Below are 19,521 nucleotides of genomic sequence, written 5' to 3'. Positions count from 1 at the left end.
TCATAGTGTCACCTGTTATGCTATGAGGTGTATTTTAACACCTCTAATCAGGTGGCCAAATTAACTATGCCACTACAGTTTCAAGGGGATACAATTGCGGTTGTTGGCCAAGGGCAATGGGTGAACACCAATCAAGACCCTAAATTTGATTTCTTAGCCAGTAAAAACATATCAAAAATCTTTGTTATACAAGGAAGCGAAAGCGAGCCTATTGTGATCACTAATCACAAACCTGCATTACGTAAAAAAATGCAGCTACAAACCGCTGCAACATAATGTCCGGCACTTATTCGAATACAGACTACCGATAACCGAATACAGAAAAATCAGTACTCCGTACTCAGTGATCTGTAATCTAGATCTTTCCCAGAACAAACAATGCAAGCGTTTCTGCTTGCATTGCTTCAAGTTAGGAAATCAAGTTTCTCTGCCGCTATTGATTACAATAGTTATTTTTCCCCTATAGGCCACCTATTAATTAAAAGCCAACTGTTATACAGTGTATTTAACACGCTCTAGATGGAAATTAGACACAACCTTATGGAAAAGAAACTGACTACAACCCTCGAAGAGATAAATAGATTAGGCGAATTAATAAAAAACACCTCCAAAGCTCCGTCTAAAGAAGCTATAGATCTGCTAATTGAAAAGTCAGAAGATTGGTTCAAAACTTATGATGAGGTCACCTCTGAAGAGCAAGAGTTACTACATCAAAAGAAGACCGAGCTAGAAGAGTCTATTCATTTCTTGCACAGCAATCGAAAGTCCTTACGTAACCTCAAAGCAAAGAATAGCAGGGTTTATAACTACTTTTTCTCAATTGCTTTGGGCCTTAGTTTTCTTGTAAGCAGCGTTTTAACAACTCTAATATCCAGCGACATTAATTTCACTTATTTGGGTTATATATCAGGTTTAATTCTATCTTCATCAGGGCTTTATTCTCTGATTTTAAAATCTAGATTCAATAAAGAAATAACTGAACTCTCGCAAAAAAATCAAAGCTTGATTGACGAATCCAACAATCTACGTGATGAGATTCTAGATGCTACTGAAAAGCTATCTGAGATGTCTAATAAGAGGGTAAAGCTGTATGAGGACCTTCTTGATATTAAAGTTTTAAGGGAGCAGCTATGACCTTATTACATTGGATATTTGTGGGCATTTTCATTTGTTACATAGCTGTGCACTATTACAACAATAAAGAGATTCCTAGCCTTGAAAAGACTGTAACCTTCATCTTATCTTCGTTTGCTATTTACCACGGCATTTTATTAATAATAAAAACCTTTGGTCTCTATACACAAGCGGTTAACTTTGGTGACCTAGAAAAAGATAGACTTGCTATTGGGTTAGGTGGTTTTGCAATCGTTTGGGTTTCGGCCAGTTCCATTATCAGCCAATTTAAAACCAAGCACGAAGATTAATGCTATTAAAAAGCCCTAGCTTTTCAGCTAGGGCTTCAATTTCTAATTCCAACTAAACCGCAGTAATCGTGAAGCTTAGTCAGTGTATGTAATGCTCATTTTGGCAAGGCTTGCAAAATCAGTACAAGGCGTTGAGCCTTCCAAGCCCGTTGAGCGAAGTTCGCTACGTGATGCGGGTTGGGAGGCGAGGCGAACGCCGTAAACTAGATTTAAATACAAAAAAGCTCTGAACAAGTCAGAGCTTCTAATCTCGAGAGAAAACACTTTCTATCCGCAGACACTACCAAAATTTAGTCAGTGTATACAATACTCATTTTGGCAAGTCCTGCGAGATGATAGCAAGGCGAAAGTAGATGCTAAGCCCGGGGAGCGTAGTGCGCTACGTGACTCGGGTTAGCACCTGCTTTTAACGCAGCTAGCGCGAAGCAGGTGCAGCCAAAATTAGTATTCAGACATAGGGACGCAACTACAGAAAAGATTGCGATCTCCATAAACATCATCAATCCTATTCACCGTCGGCCAGAACTTATTGGCCTTCACCGCCACTACTGGGAACGCAGCTTCTTCTCGCGAATATGGGCGGGCATCAAACTCGCCATCAACGATGTCTGCTAGGGTGTGTGGCGCATTCACTAGTGGGTTGTTCTCTAGTGGCCATTCACCGTTTGCTACCTTATCGATCTCGCCTTTAATTGACACCATAGCTTCAATGAAGCGGTCAATTTCAGCTTTTGACTCTGACTCGGTTGGCTCAATCATTAACGTGCCTGCTACTGGGAAGCTCATGGTTGGGCTATGGAAGCCGTAATCCATTAGACGCTTAGCAATGTCCATCTCAGAAATGCCGGTGGCTTCTTTGATTGGGCGCAGGTCAACAATACACTCATGGGCAATACGATCATTACGGCCACGGTATAAAATTGGGTAATGCTGGCTTAGGTTATTGGTTAGGTAGTTAGCATTTAAAATCGCCACTTGGGTCGATTGCTTTAAGCCTTTTGAACCTAATAGCGTGGTGTACATCCAAGAGATTGGCAGAATACCGGCGCTGCCCCAAGGTGCTGCCGATACTGCGCCGTTATCTTGGGAGGTTTCGCCGGTTTTAACCACAGCATGACCCGCTACAAATGGAGCTAGGTGCGCTTTAACGCCGATTGGTCCCATGCCTGGGCCGCCGCCACCGTGTGGAATGGCGAAGGTTTTGTGTAGGTTTAAGTGCGAAACGTCTGAGCCAATAAAGCCCGGTGAGGTTAAGCCAACCTGAGCGTTCATGTTGGCGCCGTCCATGTAAACCTGACCGCCGTGGCTGTGGATTAGGTCGCAAATCTCGCGTACTTGTTCTTCATACACACCGTGGGTCGATGGGTAGGTGATCATAATACAAGATAGGTTGTCAGACAGTTCTTCAGCTTTAGCCTTAAGATCGTCCATATCCACGTTACCTTGTTTGTCACAGGCCACAACAACGACTTTCAAATTCGCCATTTGCGCCGATGCTGGGTTAGTACCGTGGGCAGAAGAGGGGATCAAACAGATATTACGGTGATCATCGCCGCGAGACTCGTGGTATTTTTGAATCGCTAACAGGCCAGCGTATTCACCCTGGGCACCCGAGTTTGGCTGCATACATAGGGCATCATAGCCAGTGATATCGATTAGCCAGTCTGATAATTCCTTGATCATTTGCTGGTAACCCGCCGCCTGCTCTACCGGGGCAAATGGGTGCATACCGGCAAACTCTGGCCAGCTGATTGGGATCATCTGGGTAGTCGCGTTCAGCTTCATAGTACAAGAGCCTAAAGAAATCATTGAGTGGTTCAATGCTAAGTCTTTATTTTCTAGGCGCTTGATGTAACGCAGCATTTCGGTTTCGCTGTGATAGCTGTTAAATACTGGGTGCTCTAGTACTTTATCTGAGCGCAGTAAATCCTTGCTAATGGCGTAACCTTGCTCAGCCAGTTGGCTATCAAGCGCTTCAACATCACCCGCTGACTCGTCGGTTAATACACTGATAAGCTCGGCAACGTCAGCAAGCGTAGTGGTTTCATCTAAGGAAACACCAAGGGCGTCGCTGTCTACACGCAGATTAATGCCAGCAGATTGAGCACGTTCAACGAGAGCTGCGTTGTCTGCAGCTTTAAAGGTTAAGGTGTCAAAGTACTGCTTGTTCAGCAATTGAAGGCTTGAACCCTCAATGGCAGTCGCTACCATCTGGGTTAAACGGTGAATACGGGTGGCAATGGTTTTTAAGCCCTGTGGACCGTGGTATACCGCATAGAAAGACGCCATATTGGCCAGTAACACCTGCGCCGTACAAATGTTTGAGTTAGCCTTTTCACGACGAATGTGTTGTTCACGGGTTTGCATAGCCATACGCAGAGCGGTGCCGCCACGGGTGTCTTTAGACACACCAATAATACGACCTGGCATTGAACGCTTGTAGGCATCACGGGTCACAAAAAACGCCGCGTGTGGACCACCATAACCCATTGGCACACCAAAACGCTGGGCCGAACCTACCGCCACATCAGCACCAAGTTCACCTGGGCTGGTTAACAGTTGCAATGCCATTAAGTCGGTGGCTAGGGTGACAATGGCTTTTTTAGCCTTAATTGCGGCGATAAGCTCACGGTTGTCTAACACTTCACCTAGACGGTTCGGGTATTGCAGTAATGCACCAAAAATATCATGGTTTAGGGCATCTTCGGCTTTACCAATCACCACTTCGTAGCCAAAGGCTTCAGCGCGGGTTTTGACCACGTCAATGGTTTGCGGGTAAACGTCATCGGCGATGAAGTATAAATTGCACTTTTTGTTTTTAGAGACACGCTTAGACAGTGCCATCGCTTCAGCTGCTGCCGTCGCTTCATCCAGTAATGATGCCGAGGCTAAATCTAGGCCGGTAAAATCGATACACATTTGCTGGAAGTTCAAAATCGCTTCCAAACGGCCCTGGGCAATCTCTGGTTGGTAAGGGGTATAGGCCGTGTACCAACCTGGATTTTCTAATACGTTACGCAGAATAACCGCTGGAGTTTCGGTGCCGTAGTAGCCCATACCTATGTAGTTTTTAGCCACAAAATTTTGTTTGGCTAGGCTACGCAAGTAAGCGGTCGCTTCGGCTTCAGTACGAGGTGCGCCAACGTTTAATGGGGCATTTAAGCGAATGCCCTCTGGCACTACTTGCTCGGTTAACTCTTGTAATGATTGCACGCCGATGTCAGTTAACATCTGCGCTTGGTCAGCAACACTTGGGCCAATATGGCGACCAATAAAAGCTTCGGTTTGGCAAAGCTCGTGTAAGGACTGGTGTTGTACTTGGGTGTCTGACATTAGTTTTCCCTAAAAACAGCAAAAATCTACCACTGTTACGTGCGTGTAAGCGGTATAGCCTTAAAAATAAAAGCCCTCAATACGAGGGCTTTTAAATATTAATAAATATTATTCGTCGTCGATTACGGCTTGGTAACCTTCAGCGTCTAACAGATCGTCAAGCTCAGCAAGATCAGTTGGCGCAATACGGAACAACCAACCATCTGTGTATGGTTCATTGTTTACCAGCTCTGGCTCATCTTCTAGATCTTCGTTAACAGCTACGATTTCACCAGAAAGTGGTGAGTAAATGTCTGAGGCGGCTTTTACAGACTCTGCTACTGCGCAGTCGTCACCACCGTCAACACTGTCACCAACATCAGGTAGGTCAACAAACACCATGTCACCTAGCAGCTCTTGGGCATGCTCGGTAATACCTACTGTAAAAGTACCGTCTTCTTCTTGACGAACCCACTCATGAGAGGTGGTGTATTTTAGCTCTTGTGGGATGTTGCTCATCTCTTGTTCCTTAGCTAATTAAAAGGCTTGTTTGCCGTTACGGACAAAACTTGGTTTGATGACACTCACTGTAGCTCGTTTTTTACGAAGCTCAACTTCAGCGGTGTCTTTTATGTTTTTAGGTACGCGCGCCATGGCAATGGCGTAACCTAGGGTCGGTGAAAAAGTACCAGAAGTCACAACACCTTGCTGTTCTGTACCATTTTCATCAACAAAAAAGACTTTAGTGCCTGCACGTAAAACACCTTTGTCAGTCATGATCAGACCAACCATTTTTTCGGTGCCATTTGCCTTGGCTTGCTCTAAAGCAAGACGACCATTAAAGTCGCGATCTGTTGGTTCCCAAGCGATAGTCCAAGCCATGTTCGCCGCTAATGGCGATACACTTTCATCCATATCTTGGCCATAAAGATTCATACCAGCCTCAAGGCGTAGGGTATCGCGGGCACCAAGACCACATGGCTTGATATCGGCGTCGACGAAGGCTTGCCATAACTCGGCCACTTTGTCTTGATGGACAATAATTTCGTAACCCTCTTCGCCAGTATAACCAGTAGTGGCAATAAATAGCTCACCGGCTTCTACCGCGAAAAATGGCTTCATACCTGCAACCGCTTGGTTTTGCTCAGCAGTAAATACTTGAGAGGCTTTTTCTTTGGCGTTGGGCCCCTGTACGGCCACCATTGCCAGCTCTGGACGCTCGCTGATGGTTAGGCTGAAGCCTTGGGATTGCTCGGCCATCCAAGCTAAGTCTTTTTCACGGGTAGCTGAATTAACGACGACGCGGTAGAACTCATCGTTGAGGTAATAGGTGATTAGATCATCAATCACACCGCCATCATGGTTTAACATAGCGCTGTAAAGGGCTTTACCTGGGGTAGTGAGTTTGGCAACATCGTTGGCGAACAATTTCTGAAGGAAGGTTTTGGCATCGCTGCCGGTTACGTCAACCACTGTCATGTGGGAAACGTCAAACATGCCCGCATCCTTTCGTACATAGTGGTGCTCTTCAATTTGTGAGCCATAATTTATTGGCATTTGCCAGCCGAAAAAATCCACCATTTTAGCACCCGCTTCAAGGTGCTTATGATAAAGAGGCGTTTGTGCAGACATGAGAATAATTATCCTTAACCTTGTGACAACAAAAATCCATAAAAATCACGAATTGATGAACCACAAATTTCACAAAAATGTGATCGGATTATACCTATAGCGAATATTTTGTATAGCCAAATTAAGTCCATATCACAATAATTATAATTAGAAATTTTACCGACTCAGATTAGGATTTCTAATCTCTCTTACCCAGCGCTTGGGAAAGCAACCAAGGCTTAACCCCTGGCAGTTTGTCCACCAGCTTCATTCCTGCTGCAAGCACACCTTTGGCCACTGGGTGTTCAATGGCAAAAGTACGTTTTAAGACTTCCATCAGACTGATCATCTTAGTAGCTTCGGCCTTACGCTTACGTTCCCAAGGTCGCCACTGGCGGTAATCACCAATATCGGCATTTTTAGCCTGAATATCTTGCATGCTTAGCAGCATATCCGCCACATCGGCAAAGCCCAAGTTTACTCCCTGACCCGCTAATGGGTGAATGGTATGGGCGGCATCCCCCAATAACAAGAAACGTTGCCCTGCAAACTGCTTGGCGTAACGCATCCGAAGTGGGAAACTTTGACGTTCAGACACTAACTCTAACAAGCCTAACTTACCATCGAAGCTGGCGTGCAGGCTGCGTTCAAACGCTTGCTGGGTAAGAGCTTGTTTTTGCTGTGCCAATTGCGGTGGCAGTGACCATACAATTGAACAGTGGTGACTGTCGTTTAAAGGTAAAAAGGCTAATGGCCCAGTATTTAAAAATGCCTGTCTGGCGCAGCCTTGGTGTGGCAACTCGGTTTTAATGGTGGCCACTAAGCCATGATGTTGGTAATCCCAAAAGGTCAACCCGACATTACAGCTTTGCCTTAACCAAGAGTTAGCGCCATCAGCGCCCAACACTAGGCGGGCAGTTAACTGTTTGGCATCACTTAGGGTCAACCAGGCCTCACGCTCGCCCATGGCAATTTGACTGGCGCTGGCATCCATAATCGTTAAGTTTTCAAGTTGTTCAGCACGCTGCCATAGGGCATTAACTATATTTTGGTTTTCTATGATGGCGCCTATAGAGTTTTGCCCCAGCGGTAATTCATCAAAGTTAATCGCGCCTAAGCCATCTTTTTGCCATACCTGCATGCTTTGATAACAACCAACACGACTGTGATCAAGCAGCGGCCATACCCCAAGACTCTCAAGTAAAGCTTGGCTAGCATGATTAATGGCACTTACCCTAAGTTCAGTGTCAGCCGTTAATGGCTTATAGCTGTCTGGGCCAATCAGTGCCACCTGTAAACCTTGCTGGGCTAAACCAATAGCACTCGCTAGGCCCACCATGGCATTACCAATAATTGCTACATCAACACTTTGCGTCGTAAACATAATCTGACCTTAATAGCCCGTAGCTTTACTAACTAGCGGGGTTTGTAACTGTGGCAACCATGCCAATAGCCGTAATGTACAATTACGACCTGCCACCAATGGCAAATAATCATTTGAAAATCCACGGACTAGGGTTTCGATAGCGCTAATGGTATTATTTCTATCTTGTTGCCGTTGTTGCCAATACTCGTGCAATACATGATTAGCACCAACATCAGCTCCAGCATTGAACGCTTCAGCGATAATATGACTTAAGGCTTTAATGTCTCGCAAACCTAAATTAAACCCTTGCCCAGCAATAGGGTGTAGGGTTTGTGCAGCATTACCAACAAATACCGTACGGTGATAAATAGTACGTGTCATACTAGAGAGCATTAACGGATAACTCGCTTTTGATTGTATTTGCTCAATAATACCCGCCCTAAAGCCAAAGGCTTTTTGGATAGCTGTAAGCAACTGCTTGTCATCCATGGCCTCAACCTGCTGCAACTGCTCGGATGTCATGGCCCACACCATGGACATCTTTTTATCCCCCATGGGCAATAAAGCTAATGGGCCATACTCAGTAAAGCGCTCGTAGGCTTTATTATGGTGGGGTCTGTCCATAGTTAACGTTGCAATTAGGCCGGATTGGCCAAAACTGACCTGCTCAAGAGGCAATGTTAACTGCTGTCTAATCTGTGAATGTAAACCATCGGCAGCCACCACCAGTTTTGCGCTAATGGTATTGCCATCGTCCAAAGTTAAATCATGACTGTCTTGGGTAACGGTACAGGCCACCACTTTTGCTGGGCAGTACAAACTAATTTTAGGGTGACTGGCAAGACCTCGATACAGTTGATAACCCGCATCGGCCAACCCGATAACCTGACCAAAATAGTTTAACTGCCATCGCTTTGCTGCCATATCTGCCATACCGAAATGGCCACGATCCGAGACATTAATGTCTTTAATTAGCGTTGCATTGGCATCTAAGTAAGACCAAATCTGCATACGCTGCAGCCAATCGACACTGGCATGATTAACGGCAATGGCACGACTGTCAAAGCCTGGGTGCGCCGCCCCCAAGGTTTGAGCCTCAATCACGGCAAGCGTTAATTTGGGTGCCAACTTTTGCAAACTTAACGCAAGGGAAGCCCCGACCATTGCGCCGCCAACGATAACGACATCGTATTGCTTAGCTGTATTAATCATAATTAGTGGAGAGTTGGTTTTTCTTCAGTATATTTTTGCTCTGGGCCGTGATTGAATTCATGAAATGCATTGATGACGACAACTTTTACATACTCAGTCACTTCGGTATAGGCCACTTCGCCTTCCTCGTTTTCATCAACTTGGATCTCTACTTGAGCGATAGCGCCCAAGTCATCGATCATTTCTTTTAATTCAGCTGGCGCTTGATTTAATTGTGGTTGCGCCACAGCCAAGGCCGTTAAGAAAGCTTGCACCCAAAGTGCGAGTCCTTCTAAACGCTGTGATAAAGAATAATCATCGTCGTCTTGCAATAATAGGTTAAAGGCAAAATCTTCTTCAGTTAGGGTGGTTAACGTCTGCTGATAAAGCTTATTAACTTCCTCTTGTAATGGCGATGGTAATGGCTGGCCATCATTACATAATTGGCAAAAATCACTTTGCCAACTGGCACTATCATCCCTTGTTCCTGCGGCAATGATGCCCGCAAGTGTCGCCTGCACTTCAATTGGGTACATGCCCATTTCGGCGTCCTGAAGAAGTTGCTGTAACTGCTTAAAAATAATTGAAGCTGACAGAGACATAATGGTTCCATTCTTAAATAAATATCGCCTCTTATTATACTTAAGGCTGGTTCGAATTGTTAGGGCAGTTTACAGCCTGACTGAAACTTTTATCAGCAATTGATTTACACAATGTATAATTTGCCTTGAACTTTATTTTGCTGCTAGCTATAGTCCACAGGGTTAGGCTAATTAATTTATGGATGATTCAATGGGCAATAACCCAGTCAGCATTAAAATACTTGATCAAAGTTATAAGGTGAATTGCCCTGTCGGTGAGGAAAATAACTTACTTGAGCTTGCTGCACAATTGAATCAAAAGCTAGTTTTGGCAAAGTCCAGAACCCCCGCTAATTCGATCACGCAATTGCTGGTCATGGTGGCGCTAGAAATAAGTTACGAAGCCAAACAACAAAGTATTTTACATCTACAACAGGCTAAACAAGTAGATGAACGAATTGAATCAATGCAAAAAGCATTAGCTAACGCATTGATAAAAGGTGTAGAGAATCAGGATAGTTCAGCACCCTAAAGTACAATAATGGAATACCTTCTTCCCTGGAGTGTTAGCTAGTAGGCTCCGTCCCTGAGCCGATGCTATACCTCTTAGGAGTTGTAATCTTTCTGCTTTTGAGCAAGCTCAGCTCGTACTGAGAAGCCTACGGTGGTTATTACTGCTCCGCCTTGAAACTCCGGTTTCAAGGGCTTACGCCTGCGGCGGCACTCTGGGGTCCTAATTTTTTCTATTTTGGTTCGATGCTAAGGCTCATTGCCAACCCCCTCTCAATTACGGTATAAAGAGCGCTATTGTTCTACATAACGATTCCCAAATGAGCCCAAATCAAGCCCTTAGGCAACAATTAAGGCAAGCCAGACGTAACCTGACTAAACAGCAGCAATGTCAGAGCGAGCTGGCAATACTCGAAGACATAAAGCAATTAGTACGGACTCAAAACGTCACTTGTGCGGCGTTATACCTTGCAACCGATGGAGAAGTCCCGACTCAGCAAATCATTGCTAGCCTGTGGCAACTTGGGGTGACGGTTTGCTTGCCTGTATTACATCCCTTTTCGAAAGGGCATTTAAGCTTTGTCAAATACACCACAACTAGCACGATGATTGCCAATCAGTTTGCTATTGAAGAACCCAAGCGCACCGTCAATGAGTTAATCTTAGCTAGCCAACTTGATTTAATTATTACCCCTTTAGTGGGTTTTGGTAAGCAAGGTCAAAGGCTGGGCATGGGGGGCGGTTACTACGACAGAAGTTTAGCGAACCTAAGTGCGACCAAGAAACCAGTTGTAATAGGCATTGGCCATGATTGCCAATGTACAGATGCCATCCAAATGCAACCTTGGGACATCCCACTTGATGGAATTTTATCCCCTAATTTTAAGGACTTAAAATTAGGCAAATGCTATACTCAGTGAATCTTTTACCCTTAATTCCAGCAAAACTGGTTAGGAAAATTCATGACCCAAGACGATAAGAAAAAAGCCGCAGCTGAAGCGGCACTTGAATTTGTTAAAAAAGACAGCATTGTAGGCGTTGGTACGGGGTCAACGGTAAACTACTTTATTGACGCCCTAGCTAGCATGAAAAATGACATCGAAGGTGCCGTGTCATCATCAGAGGCATCTACCGAACGCTTAAAAGCCCATGGCATTGAAGTATTCGATTTAAACTCAGTATTTGACCTTGATATCTATGTCGATGGCGCCGATGAAATTAACCATCATATGGCCATGATCAAAGGCGGAGGTGCTGCCCTTACCCGTGAAAAGATCGTCGCCGCGGTTGCTAAAAAGTTTATCTGTATTGCTGATGATACTAAGCTGGTTGATATTCTAGGTGATTTTCCACTGCCAGTAGAAGTGATCCCTATGGCTCGTTCTTATGTTGCCCGTGAAATTGTAAAACTTGGAGGCGATCCTGTTTATCGTGAAGGCTGCATTACCGATAACGGCAACATTATTCTAGATGTTTACAACCTTGAAATCATGGAACCCAAAAAGCTTGAGCAGCAACTCAACCAAATTGTCGGCGTGGTAACCAATGGCTTATTTGCTGAGCGTGGGGCTGATGTATTGTTGATGGGAACTGATTCGGGTGTAACAACCCACAAAGAATAACCCTTTAAACAGGCTAATCTAATTTAAAAGGTGTATCGTAGTAGATACACCTTTTTTAATAAATGGAATTTTAATATGCGTATTTTCAAATCACTTGCCCTAATCTTCGGCCTTATTGGCGGCCAACATGTTTGGGCTGAATGTGCTGATGTTTTTAATTACCAATTAAAAAAACTCAACAGTGAACAAACCCTAGACCTGTGTGACATAACCAAAGACAAGAAAGCAATTTTGGTTGTCAATACGGCCAGTCATTGTGGTTTTACTCCACAATTTAAAAAATTACAGAGTGTGTACGAAAAATATGCCAATCTAGGCTTCACTATCATTGGCGTTCCTTCTGATGATTTTAAGCAAGAATCTGATTCACAAGCTAAAACCGCTGAGGTCTGTTATATTGATTATGGTGTTAAGTTCCCAATGACAGAACCCCAGGCTGTTCGTGGCGCTGATGCCATTGAGATGTACCAAACGCTCAACAAAAGAGCAAATAAAAGCCCCAAATGGAACTTTCATAAGCATTTGGTTGACCAACAAGGACAAGTTGTCGGAACTTGGTCTGCGTTTACCAAACCAGATGATGAAGAAGTCTTAGTCGCCATTGAAAAACTTTTAGACTGACAGCCAACAAACAGAAGGGATTTTAATTATGGCTTTAAATGCAGTGAAAACAACAGAAGTTGTTCATTCGTCTCTTGAGAAAGTCCTACAGAAACAACAGCAAGCTTTTAGGGAGACCCCCTATCCTGCTCTGCACTCCCGTAGGCAAAAGCTCGAATCCCTGAAACAGGCCATTCTCATAAACAAAGACAACCTAACGGCAGCGCTTAGTAATGATTTTGGACATCGCTCGGTACATGACTCGATGTTCACCGATATCATGCCAAGTATTTTAAACATCAACTACATACTTAAAAATTTAAAAAAATGGCTCAAGCCAAGTAAACGCCATTCTGGCTTAATGCTGTCGCCAGCGAAAGTAGAGGTTCAATATCAGCCACTTGGCGTTGTGGGCATTATTGTCCCGTGGAACTTTCCTCTTAATTTGTCTTTGAACCCCTTGGCAACTGCTTTAGCTGCTGGCAACAGGGTTATGCTCAAAATGTCAGAATTTACTCCAAGCACAAATGCCGTAGTAAAAAAAATGTTGGCGGAAACCTTTGGTGAAGATGAAGTCTGTATCATCGAAGGTGAGGCTGAGGTTGCAGCTGAATTCTCATCGTTACCCTTTGACCACCTATTATTCACAGGCTCAACAACCGTCGGTAAACATGTAATGCGCGCTGCTGCTGACAACTTGACGCCAGTTACCCTAGAGCTTGGGGGCAAATCACCATCCTTGATTACGCCCGATATGGACATTGTCACTGCAGCAAAACGCCTCGCGTATGGCAAATGTTTAAATGCCGGTCAGATCTGTGTCGCACCCGATTACGTGTTGTTGCCAGAAAATAAAAAACAGCCATTCATTGAGGCTTACATCGCGACATTTAATCAAATGTATCCTGATTTCGTCAATAATGATGATTACACCCACATTATCAACGACAAACAACATCAACGCCTACAAAGTTGGCTCGCAGATGCCAAAGCTAAAGGCGCCAAAGTCTTCAGCGCAGCTCCAGAAGCCTTATCTGGGCGTAAAATGGCGACCCAGCTGCTAACCAATGTCACTGATGATATGCAAGTCATGCAAGAGGAGATCTTTGGGCCACTATTACCGATAATCGGCTATGACAGCATCGAACAAGCGATCCAATATGTGAATGCACGTCCGCGTCCACTCGCGTTATACATTTTTGGCTTCGATAATGCTCAGAACCAAATGATTTGCCAACAAACGCATTCAGGTGGGGTAGCAATCAATGATACGGTGGTACATGTGGCTGCTGATGATGCACCATTTGGAGGCATAGGCCCATCGGGTATGGGACATTATCATGGCCACGAAGGCTTCCAAACCTTTTCTAAGGCCAAAACCGTTCTAAAACAGGGGCGCTTTAACTCTACTCGCTTCGTTTACCCCCCCTATGACACTTGGCTGCAAAAAATGCTTCTTAAAGTGTTTGTTCGCTAAATTTATCCAACTGATTAACGCCAGCTACCAATTGGCGTTAATCTTTTCAGTAGCTATTGTTCCTAAATGCAACGTTTGCATGAATAAAACGCAACTAAATTAGTGCTTATATTGCTGCTAACGCTGCTGAAATTTGCTATTTTATGCATCCTTCTCCTGCCGCATAAAGAAGAGAAAAATGGCTAAATACTCACTAAATAAAGACAAGATCAAAATTCTTCTATTAGAAGGGGTTCATCAGAATGCCATCGACGTTTTAAAACGCGCTGGTTACACCAATATTGAATCCCATAAATCATCATTAAGCGATGAAGAGTTAAAGCAAAAAGTTGCTGATGTTCACTTTATTGGTATTCGTTCACGCACCATGCTTACTCGTGATGTGCTCAATCATGCTAAAAAGTTAGTGGGGATTGGTTGTTTTTGTATTGGCACTAACCAAGTTGATCTAGCAGCCGCAGAAGAACTAGGGATCCCAGTATTTAACGCACCTTTTTCAAATACCCGTTCTGTAGCTGAGCTGGTTCTTGGTGAAATTATTATGCTCAGTCGCGGCATTCCAGAGCGTAACGCTAGCGCTCACCGCGGTGGTTGGTTGAAGAATGCGGTAGGCTCTACCGAGGTGCGTGGCAAAACTCTAGGCCTGATAGGCTATGGTCATATTGGCACCCAATTAGGCATTTTAGCTGAAACCCTCGGCATGCGAGTGGTGTTTTATGATATTGAAGACAAGCTACCATTAGGCAATGCCCAACAAATCCAAGAGTTAAATGAATTGCTGGCAATGGCTGATATCGTATCGCTACATGTGCCAGAAACTGCCGCTACTCAAAATATGATTGGCACCGAACAATTGGCCGCGATGCAAGCTGGGGCTCGTTTGATAAACGCTTCTCGTGGCACCGTGGTGGATATTGATGCATTAGCGGCAGCCTTAATCAGTGGCCACATTGCTGGCGCTGCCATTGATGTATTCCCTGTTGAACCTAAGGGCAATGACGACGTTTTTGAATCACCTTTGCGTGGCTTAGATAATGTTATTCTAACTCCTCACGTTGGTGGCAGCACTCAGGAAGCGCAAGCCAATATCGGTACTGAAGTTGCGGGCAAAATGGTTAAGTACTCTGATAATGGTTCGACCTTATCAGCCGTTAATTTCCCTGAGGTATCACTGCCCGATCATGCTGGTACTTCACGCCTATTGCATATTCATAAAAACCAGCCAGGTGTATTAACCAAAATTAACTTAGCGTTTGCTGATAAAGACATCAATATTGCTGCCCAATACCTACAAACGACTGCAGATATTGGTTACGTGGTTATGGATGTAGATGCTGGCCGCGCAGTAGAAGCATTAGAAGAAATGAAGTTGATTGAAGGCACCATCAGGGCTCGTTTGCTTCGCTAAGCTAACTTTTTGTGTTATCAAAGCCTAAACTCACTTGAGCTTAGGCTTTTTTCATTTTGTTTGGTTAATTGTTACACTTTTATGATTTTACTCATTTATAAAAGTCGCTAAAATTAGCCATTGAAGACCCACACTGACCAATATACGGAGTTTCCATGACCACAGCTGCAGCAAATGCGCTTCAAATAGTCAAACTAGAGCATTTAAAACTCATCGAATTAGTTGGTCCCCAAGCTCGTACCTTTTTACAAGGTCAAGTCACTTATGATGTTATTAAACTCGCTGCCGAACAATGGAGTTGGGGAGCACACTGTGATCCCAAAGGTAAAATGATGGCAGCCTTTAGAGGCTTTGCATTTAATAACCAACACTTAGGGCTGATCTTACCGAGCACTTTAGTCGAACAAGAACTGCTTCAGCTAAAAAAATACTCGGCCTTCCACCAATGTGACATTAGCGCTTCAGAGGTTGCTTTGTATGGGGTAATGGGCGCAGATGCGGAAAAATGGCTAATCCAAAAATATGGCCCGTTAACTGAACGAGTAACTCTCCTTACCGATACCGCCATTTTACAAGTTGAAACCGGTTATATCGTTATTGATGCTAATTTCTCTTCAGATATTGAAACTGTCCCTGTGAATGCTTGGCAGGCTGCTGAAGTGCTAGCCGGCTTGCCTTATTTTGAAGCGGTTCACTTTAGTAAGTACATCCCGCAAATGCTCAATCTACAAGCTGTAGAAGGGATCAGCTTCAATAAAGGCTGCTATATTGGTCAAGAAACCGTCGCCAGAATGAAGTACCGTGGTGGCAACAAACGTGCGCTTTATATATTAATCGCTGAAACTGAGGCACAGGTTAATATTGACGACACTGTAAGCATTATCGATGAAGGCAAACCAAGACGTTGCGGCAGTGTATTACAAGCGATTAATCATCAAGGTAAATTATATATCACTGCAGTTCTCAATAATGATAGTCCTCTACAAGCCGAGTTTGGCATCATGGAACAAAGTGATATTTTGTTAACTGCACAAGCACTGCCATACCCAATAGATTAAGCCAATGAATAAGCTTTATTTACTCGTTTTTGTCGCTATCGCATTTTTTATGCAAGGCTGTAGTCAACTGCAAAGACCTAAGGAAATAGCTCTAAGCGGCCAAGTCGTTGTACCAAAGATTTATAATATTAGCGCGAATGCAAAGTTGGTGGTCAGCTTAAGGGATGACAGATTACAAGATGTTTCAAGCAGGTTAATTGCTACTAAGACTTATCCCTGGAGCGATAACCTTCAAGTACATTTTTTTGTTCCAAGTCATTTGAAACTGTCAGATTTAAGTATTCATGTGAGCGTTATTGATCAAGGTAAGCGTTTATTGCTTAACGATAGCAGCATATCAGCTAACAAATTTGGTTTAAGCGAAGTAAAATTGATTGCTACAGAAGCGGCAAAACAAAGCCTTTTGCTTGCGCCTAGCCAATGGCAACTCGTGCGAGTAGATGGTAAACCTAATCTTAGCTTAGTCACACTAAACCTTGACGGTGAGCGCTCACTAACGGGGCACAGCAACTGTAACAGGTACTCCGCACAGTATTCGCTTGAGCAACATGATTTTACTATTGCCAAACTCATCAACAGTAAACGGTTTTGCCCACAAATGAAACAAGAAATAAACTATCTCAAGGCCCTAAAACGAGTCAGTAACTTAAGGATCAATAACCGAGATCAACTTGTTCTTGCTGATGACAACAATAAGCCAATATTAATCTTTAGGCATAAATAAGCTAAACAGTCAGTATTGAATGCATCGACAAAAAAACCAAGCCACTTCTGCTGAAGCGGCTTGGTTTGTTCTATCGATAAAGTTTTACCAACAATATGCCGCTCTCATAACCAAAATTAAATTTATTGATGCTGGCAGGTATAAGGCGAATTCACCTTAACGGTTTCGCCACTATAAAGATTAACCCCATGTACACAATGATCAGCACCATCTAGAAAACCGTCGCAGTGACCAGGTTCAGCGACCCAATTATCGCGACTGTAATACAACACACCATCACTTAAGTGTTCAATATGCTCAAAATAGTAGTCAGCTAAGACATAAATTGGCTCGAGTTCAGAATCAACATCATTGAGTTGTTGAAAATCAAAAAATAACTGGCTTGGGTGTCCTTCTTCTGCCACTTCTAGCATAATTATACGCTGCTGTTTAAAAGCTTTTAAACTGGGTGGGCTTAAATAGGTTTGAACACTGTAAAAAGGAGAGCCTGCAAGGGTGATTTGGCTATTTAACCAACCTTCCTCATCTTGTTGAATCACTAGACATAAAGACCCTTGCTCTATCTTAATACACTCTGTCGATAATCTGTCATCTGCAGCAATATTAAAATTAACAAGGCACACCAGCAACAATAGCCACCTAGGTTTGTTCATATAAATCAGCCCCGATTAAATATACGCTCGCCAGCGCAACCATTATGCAGCCAAGATACCCTAACTGGAAACCCAATTTCAATGATAAAATTTTCCCCATAGCACACGGATTTACCATTAACCTACTGAGCTAAATAAGAGATAGCCACCAGAAGTGCCTGAATCAAACAATAATGACCTGTATTAAGATACAAAAAAGCCGCTTCAAATGAATGAAGCGGCTTTCTTATGAACATGGTACCAGTGGGCGGACTTGAAAAGTAAGTGTAAACTACTGATATAGTCTGATTTATCTATTAAACCAAATACATTGGGACCACTATGGGACCAAAAAGTTTAAAAAGATGTTTTATTACTTTCTCTCAAAACTAAAAGAAAAAAGACAGTAAATATTAGTCACAGTTTGGAGGCTAGTCACGATTAATTACAAACACCATTACTTGCCCAAACTCAATACTTTGTTCAATACCACCAAATTAATCATCATCATCAACTTTCTTATAATTATCAATCCAATACTCAACTGCGGAAGAGCTCATTGGAAGTATAATCTTACCCCCATCATATAAAATCAAATCCCGACTTAACTCCATAGGGATATGCAAACTAGGATCTTTTGTAAGAGTTGTATCTGCAATATTCAAAATATTTTCCCATGGAATAACATGTAGCTTCAAATAAGGCATATCTTTACAAAAAAAGTATAGCCCCTTTACTGTATAGTTTGATTCATAGAAAAGTTCGAATTGAGTGAATAAACCTGCACCCCCAGCCCAAGAGTTATCACACCAGCGAATACCAAAATCCCCCTTCTGAGTAATCAGAACATCTAGCTTATTTAACACTTCTTTTGCGACTAACTCTTCAATTTTTTCTCTTTCCACATAACCCAACGGACCCAGGAATCTAATATATATAATCAATAAAAATAATAAAGGTACTGCTGTAGCAATAAATAAGCTATCTAAAAAATAGTAGACCCCTCCTCCCAATGCTAGAGAAATTAGTATTGGCACAGATTGCTTCACTAAAGTTAACAAGAAAATTTTAAAATATACGAACATCTATTTTGAAGCTCCATTGCCTAATCCGGACAGCCATCATTAATCTGCCTAATATGGACAGCCATCATTAATCAATAACTTAGCAAAATAAACCACTTGATAAAAACAAAATATACCGAAAGCACCTTCGACTCAGTAGGTTACTTAGTAATATTGTGTGTTTTGCTATCTTTTCACGTATTAACTAGCCAAATAGCTGAAAATTAAACATAGAAAACTGACGGACTAACATAGACAGCCACTTTTAATCAATCTAGGCTTCGCCTTGTGTACGGTCCTAATGGCCAGCACATCATCATCGTGAATTAGCATGTAAAGTTTATCTGTGGTCACAAACTGATTTCTGGATTCTGGTATATCACGTACCAAAATCTCATCACCAACTGCGGCAGAAAATGGAAGTATTTTGTCTGTGTGGCTTCTACGCACGCCAGTCCCTAGGGCTAGGACCTTTGCGTAGTATCTGTGGAATTGCTTATTAGGGACACCTTCGATGGGTTCAAATTCGCATCGCATTACTAGTAATTGCGAGCCTATTGGCTTTATTCCTGAAATGTCATCAAACGCTAGCATTACTATCCTTGTATGCTTTTTTATATTGAAAAAATATTACCAAGCATTTGACTTAATAACTAGTGTACAGCGCTCTAGTTGAGACAATGCTTGAATAGTAAGCTAGGTTATACACCCTTATTATCAGAACTTAAATCTTCATGTTTTTCCAACACCTCTTTTTTAGCACCCTCTGTTAACGAGTCACACTCTTTTTGAGTAGCGTTTGATGGCTTTTCAGACTCTGGTGAATGAATACCTATATAAACCAAGATAACTGTGATAGATACTACTCTTAGCCAAAAGGTTTCCCGTTTACTCTCTTTTCTTAGTTCGGTAAATGGGTTTCTAGACATGATTATTTCCTT

The 19,521-nt window shown here is 43.0% G+C and carries 21 protein-coding genes and 1 other RNA gene; 12 read left to right on the top strand and 10 right to left on the bottom strand.

Translation table 11 applies throughout. The annotated features are described in order from the left end of the window. Positions 1-66: 66 nt before the first annotated feature. From GFB48_RS15730 to GFB48_RS15720, 3 genes are all read left to right on the top strand, one after another. Positions 67-276, top strand: coding sequence for a hypothetical protein (locus GFB48_RS15730; RefSeq protein ID WP_163937974.1), 210 nt, complete (start codon positions 67-69; stop codon positions 274-276). A gap of 264 nt (positions 277-540) precedes the next feature. Further along, complete coding sequence (locus GFB48_RS15725) at positions 541-1,134, top strand: V-type ATPase 116kDa subunit family protein (RefSeq protein ID WP_163937970.1); 594 nt, start codon at positions 541-543, stop codon at positions 1,132-1,134. Next, positions 1,131-1,424, top strand: a complete 294-nt coding sequence (locus GFB48_RS15720; RefSeq protein WP_163937967.1) for a hypothetical protein — start codon at positions 1,131-1,133, stop codon at positions 1,422-1,424. Before GFB48_RS15725 ends, GFB48_RS15720 begins: the two co-directional genes overlap by 4 nt. A gap of 441 nt (positions 1,425-1,865) precedes the next feature. Here GFB48_RS15720 and gcvP read toward each other — a convergent pair whose 3' ends face one another. The 6 genes from gcvP to GFB48_RS15690 form a co-directional block, all read right to left on the bottom strand. Then, positions 1,866-4,757 (bottom strand): aminomethyl-transferring glycine dehydrogenase, encoded by a 2,892-nt coding sequence (gene gcvP, locus GFB48_RS15715; protein ID WP_163937964.1) that lies wholly within the window; start codon positions 4,755-4,757, stop codon positions 1,866-1,868. Between the two features lie 108 nt (positions 4,758-4,865). Next, positions 4,866-5,255, bottom strand: a complete 390-nt coding sequence (gcvH, locus tag GFB48_RS15710; RefSeq protein ID WP_163937961.1) for a glycine cleavage system protein GcvH — start codon at positions 5,253-5,255, stop codon at positions 4,866-4,868. 18 nt (positions 5,256-5,273) lie between these two features. Beyond that, positions 5,274-6,368 (bottom strand): glycine cleavage system aminomethyltransferase GcvT, encoded by a 1,095-nt coding sequence (gene gcvT, locus GFB48_RS15705; RefSeq protein ID WP_163937958.1) that lies wholly within the window; start codon positions 6,366-6,368, stop codon positions 5,274-5,276. A gap of 178 nt (positions 6,369-6,546) precedes the next feature. Further along, a complete protein-coding gene (locus GFB48_RS15700) occupies positions 6,547-7,731 on the bottom strand; it encodes an FAD-dependent monooxygenase (protein ID WP_163937955.1) in 1,185 nt (394 codons plus the stop codon). A gap of 9 nt (positions 7,732-7,740) precedes the next feature. Continuing rightward, a complete protein-coding gene (ubiH, locus tag GFB48_RS15695) occupies positions 7,741-8,925 on the bottom strand; it encodes a 2-octaprenyl-6-methoxyphenyl hydroxylase (protein WP_163937951.1) in 1,185 nt (394 codons plus the stop codon). 2 nt (positions 8,926-8,927) lie between these two features. Next, on the bottom strand, positions 8,928-9,506 hold the full coding sequence (locus GFB48_RS15690; protein WP_163937948.1) for a UPF0149 family protein: 579 nt from the start codon (positions 9,504-9,506) through the stop codon (positions 8,928-8,930). 178 nt (positions 9,507-9,684) lie between these two features. Here GFB48_RS15690 and GFB48_RS15685 point away from each other — a divergent pair, with 178 nt between their 5' ends. The 9 genes from GFB48_RS15685 (at position 9,685) to GFB48_RS15645 (ending at position 16,884) form a co-directional block, all read left to right on the top strand. Continuing rightward, positions 9,685-10,017, top strand: coding sequence for a cell division protein ZapA (locus GFB48_RS15685; protein ID WP_163937945.1), 333 nt, complete (start codon positions 9,685-9,687; stop codon positions 10,015-10,017). Positions 10,018-10,037: 20 nt separating this feature from the next. Beyond that, positions 10,038-10,221: non-coding RNA, 6S RNA (ssrS, locus tag GFB48_RS15680), on the top strand. 94 nt (positions 10,222-10,315) lie between these two features. Next, a complete protein-coding gene (locus GFB48_RS15675; protein WP_163937942.1) occupies positions 10,316-10,915 on the top strand; it encodes a 5-formyltetrahydrofolate cyclo-ligase in 600 nt (199 codons plus the stop codon). A gap of 42 nt (positions 10,916-10,957) precedes the next feature. Beyond that, the gene (rpiA, locus tag GFB48_RS15670; RefSeq protein WP_163937939.1) at positions 10,958-11,617 is read left to right on the top strand and encodes a ribose-5-phosphate isomerase RpiA; all 660 of its coding nucleotides are present in this window, start codon (positions 10,958-10,960) and stop codon (positions 11,615-11,617) included. Positions 11,618-11,692: 75 nt separating this feature from the next. Then, complete coding sequence (locus GFB48_RS15665) at positions 11,693-12,238, top strand: glutathione peroxidase (protein ID WP_163937936.1); 546 nt, start codon at positions 11,693-11,695, stop codon at positions 12,236-12,238. Between the two features lie 28 nt (positions 12,239-12,266). Next, positions 12,267-13,694, top strand: a complete 1,428-nt coding sequence (locus GFB48_RS15660) for a coniferyl aldehyde dehydrogenase (protein WP_163937933.1) — start codon at positions 12,267-12,269, stop codon at positions 13,692-13,694. Positions 13,695-13,872: 178 nt separating this feature from the next. After that, positions 13,873-15,102, top strand: a complete 1,230-nt coding sequence (gene serA / locus GFB48_RS15655) for a phosphoglycerate dehydrogenase (protein WP_163937930.1) — start codon at positions 13,873-13,875, stop codon at positions 15,100-15,102. Between the two features lie 155 nt (positions 15,103-15,257). Then, a complete protein-coding gene (locus GFB48_RS15650; protein WP_163937927.1) occupies positions 15,258-16,160 on the top strand; it encodes a folate-binding protein YgfZ in 903 nt (300 codons plus the stop codon). A gap of 4 nt (positions 16,161-16,164) precedes the next feature. Continuing rightward, entirely contained in the window at positions 16,165-16,884 is a 720-nt protein-coding gene (locus tag GFB48_RS15645) for an META domain-containing protein (protein WP_163937924.1), read from the top strand. Positions 16,885-17,006: 122 nt separating this feature from the next. Here the strand turns inward: GFB48_RS15645 and GFB48_RS15640 are convergent, their stop codons facing one another. The 4 genes from GFB48_RS15640 to GFB48_RS15625 form a co-directional block, all read right to left on the bottom strand. Next, positions 17,007-17,537 carry a hypothetical protein gene (locus GFB48_RS15640; RefSeq protein WP_163937921.1) on the bottom strand — a complete coding sequence of 177 codons (531 nt, stop codon included), beginning with the start codon at positions 17,535-17,537 and terminating at the stop codon, positions 17,007-17,009. A gap of 476 nt (positions 17,538-18,013) precedes the next feature. Beyond that, entirely contained in the window at positions 18,014-18,601 is a 588-nt protein-coding gene (locus GFB48_RS15635) for a hypothetical protein (RefSeq protein ID WP_163937919.1), read from the bottom strand. Between the two features lie 225 nt (positions 18,602-18,826). After that, positions 18,827-19,174 (bottom strand): co-chaperone GroES family protein, encoded by a 348-nt coding sequence (locus GFB48_RS15630; protein ID WP_163937916.1) that lies wholly within the window; start codon positions 19,172-19,174, stop codon positions 18,827-18,829. 107 nt (positions 19,175-19,281) lie between these two features. Then, complete coding sequence (locus tag GFB48_RS15625) at positions 19,282-19,509, bottom strand: hypothetical protein (protein ID WP_163937913.1); 228 nt, start codon at positions 19,507-19,509, stop codon at positions 19,282-19,284. Positions 19,510-19,521 lie beyond the last annotated feature (12 nt).

Origin of the sequence: Paraferrimonas sp. SM1919, assembly GCF_010993985.1 — a bacterium.
Taxonomy (GTDB): Bacteria; Pseudomonadota; Gammaproteobacteria; order Enterobacterales; family Shewanellaceae; genus SM1919.
Note: the sequence above shows the minus strand (reverse complement) of the source record. Positions and strands in the feature narration are given on the sequence as shown.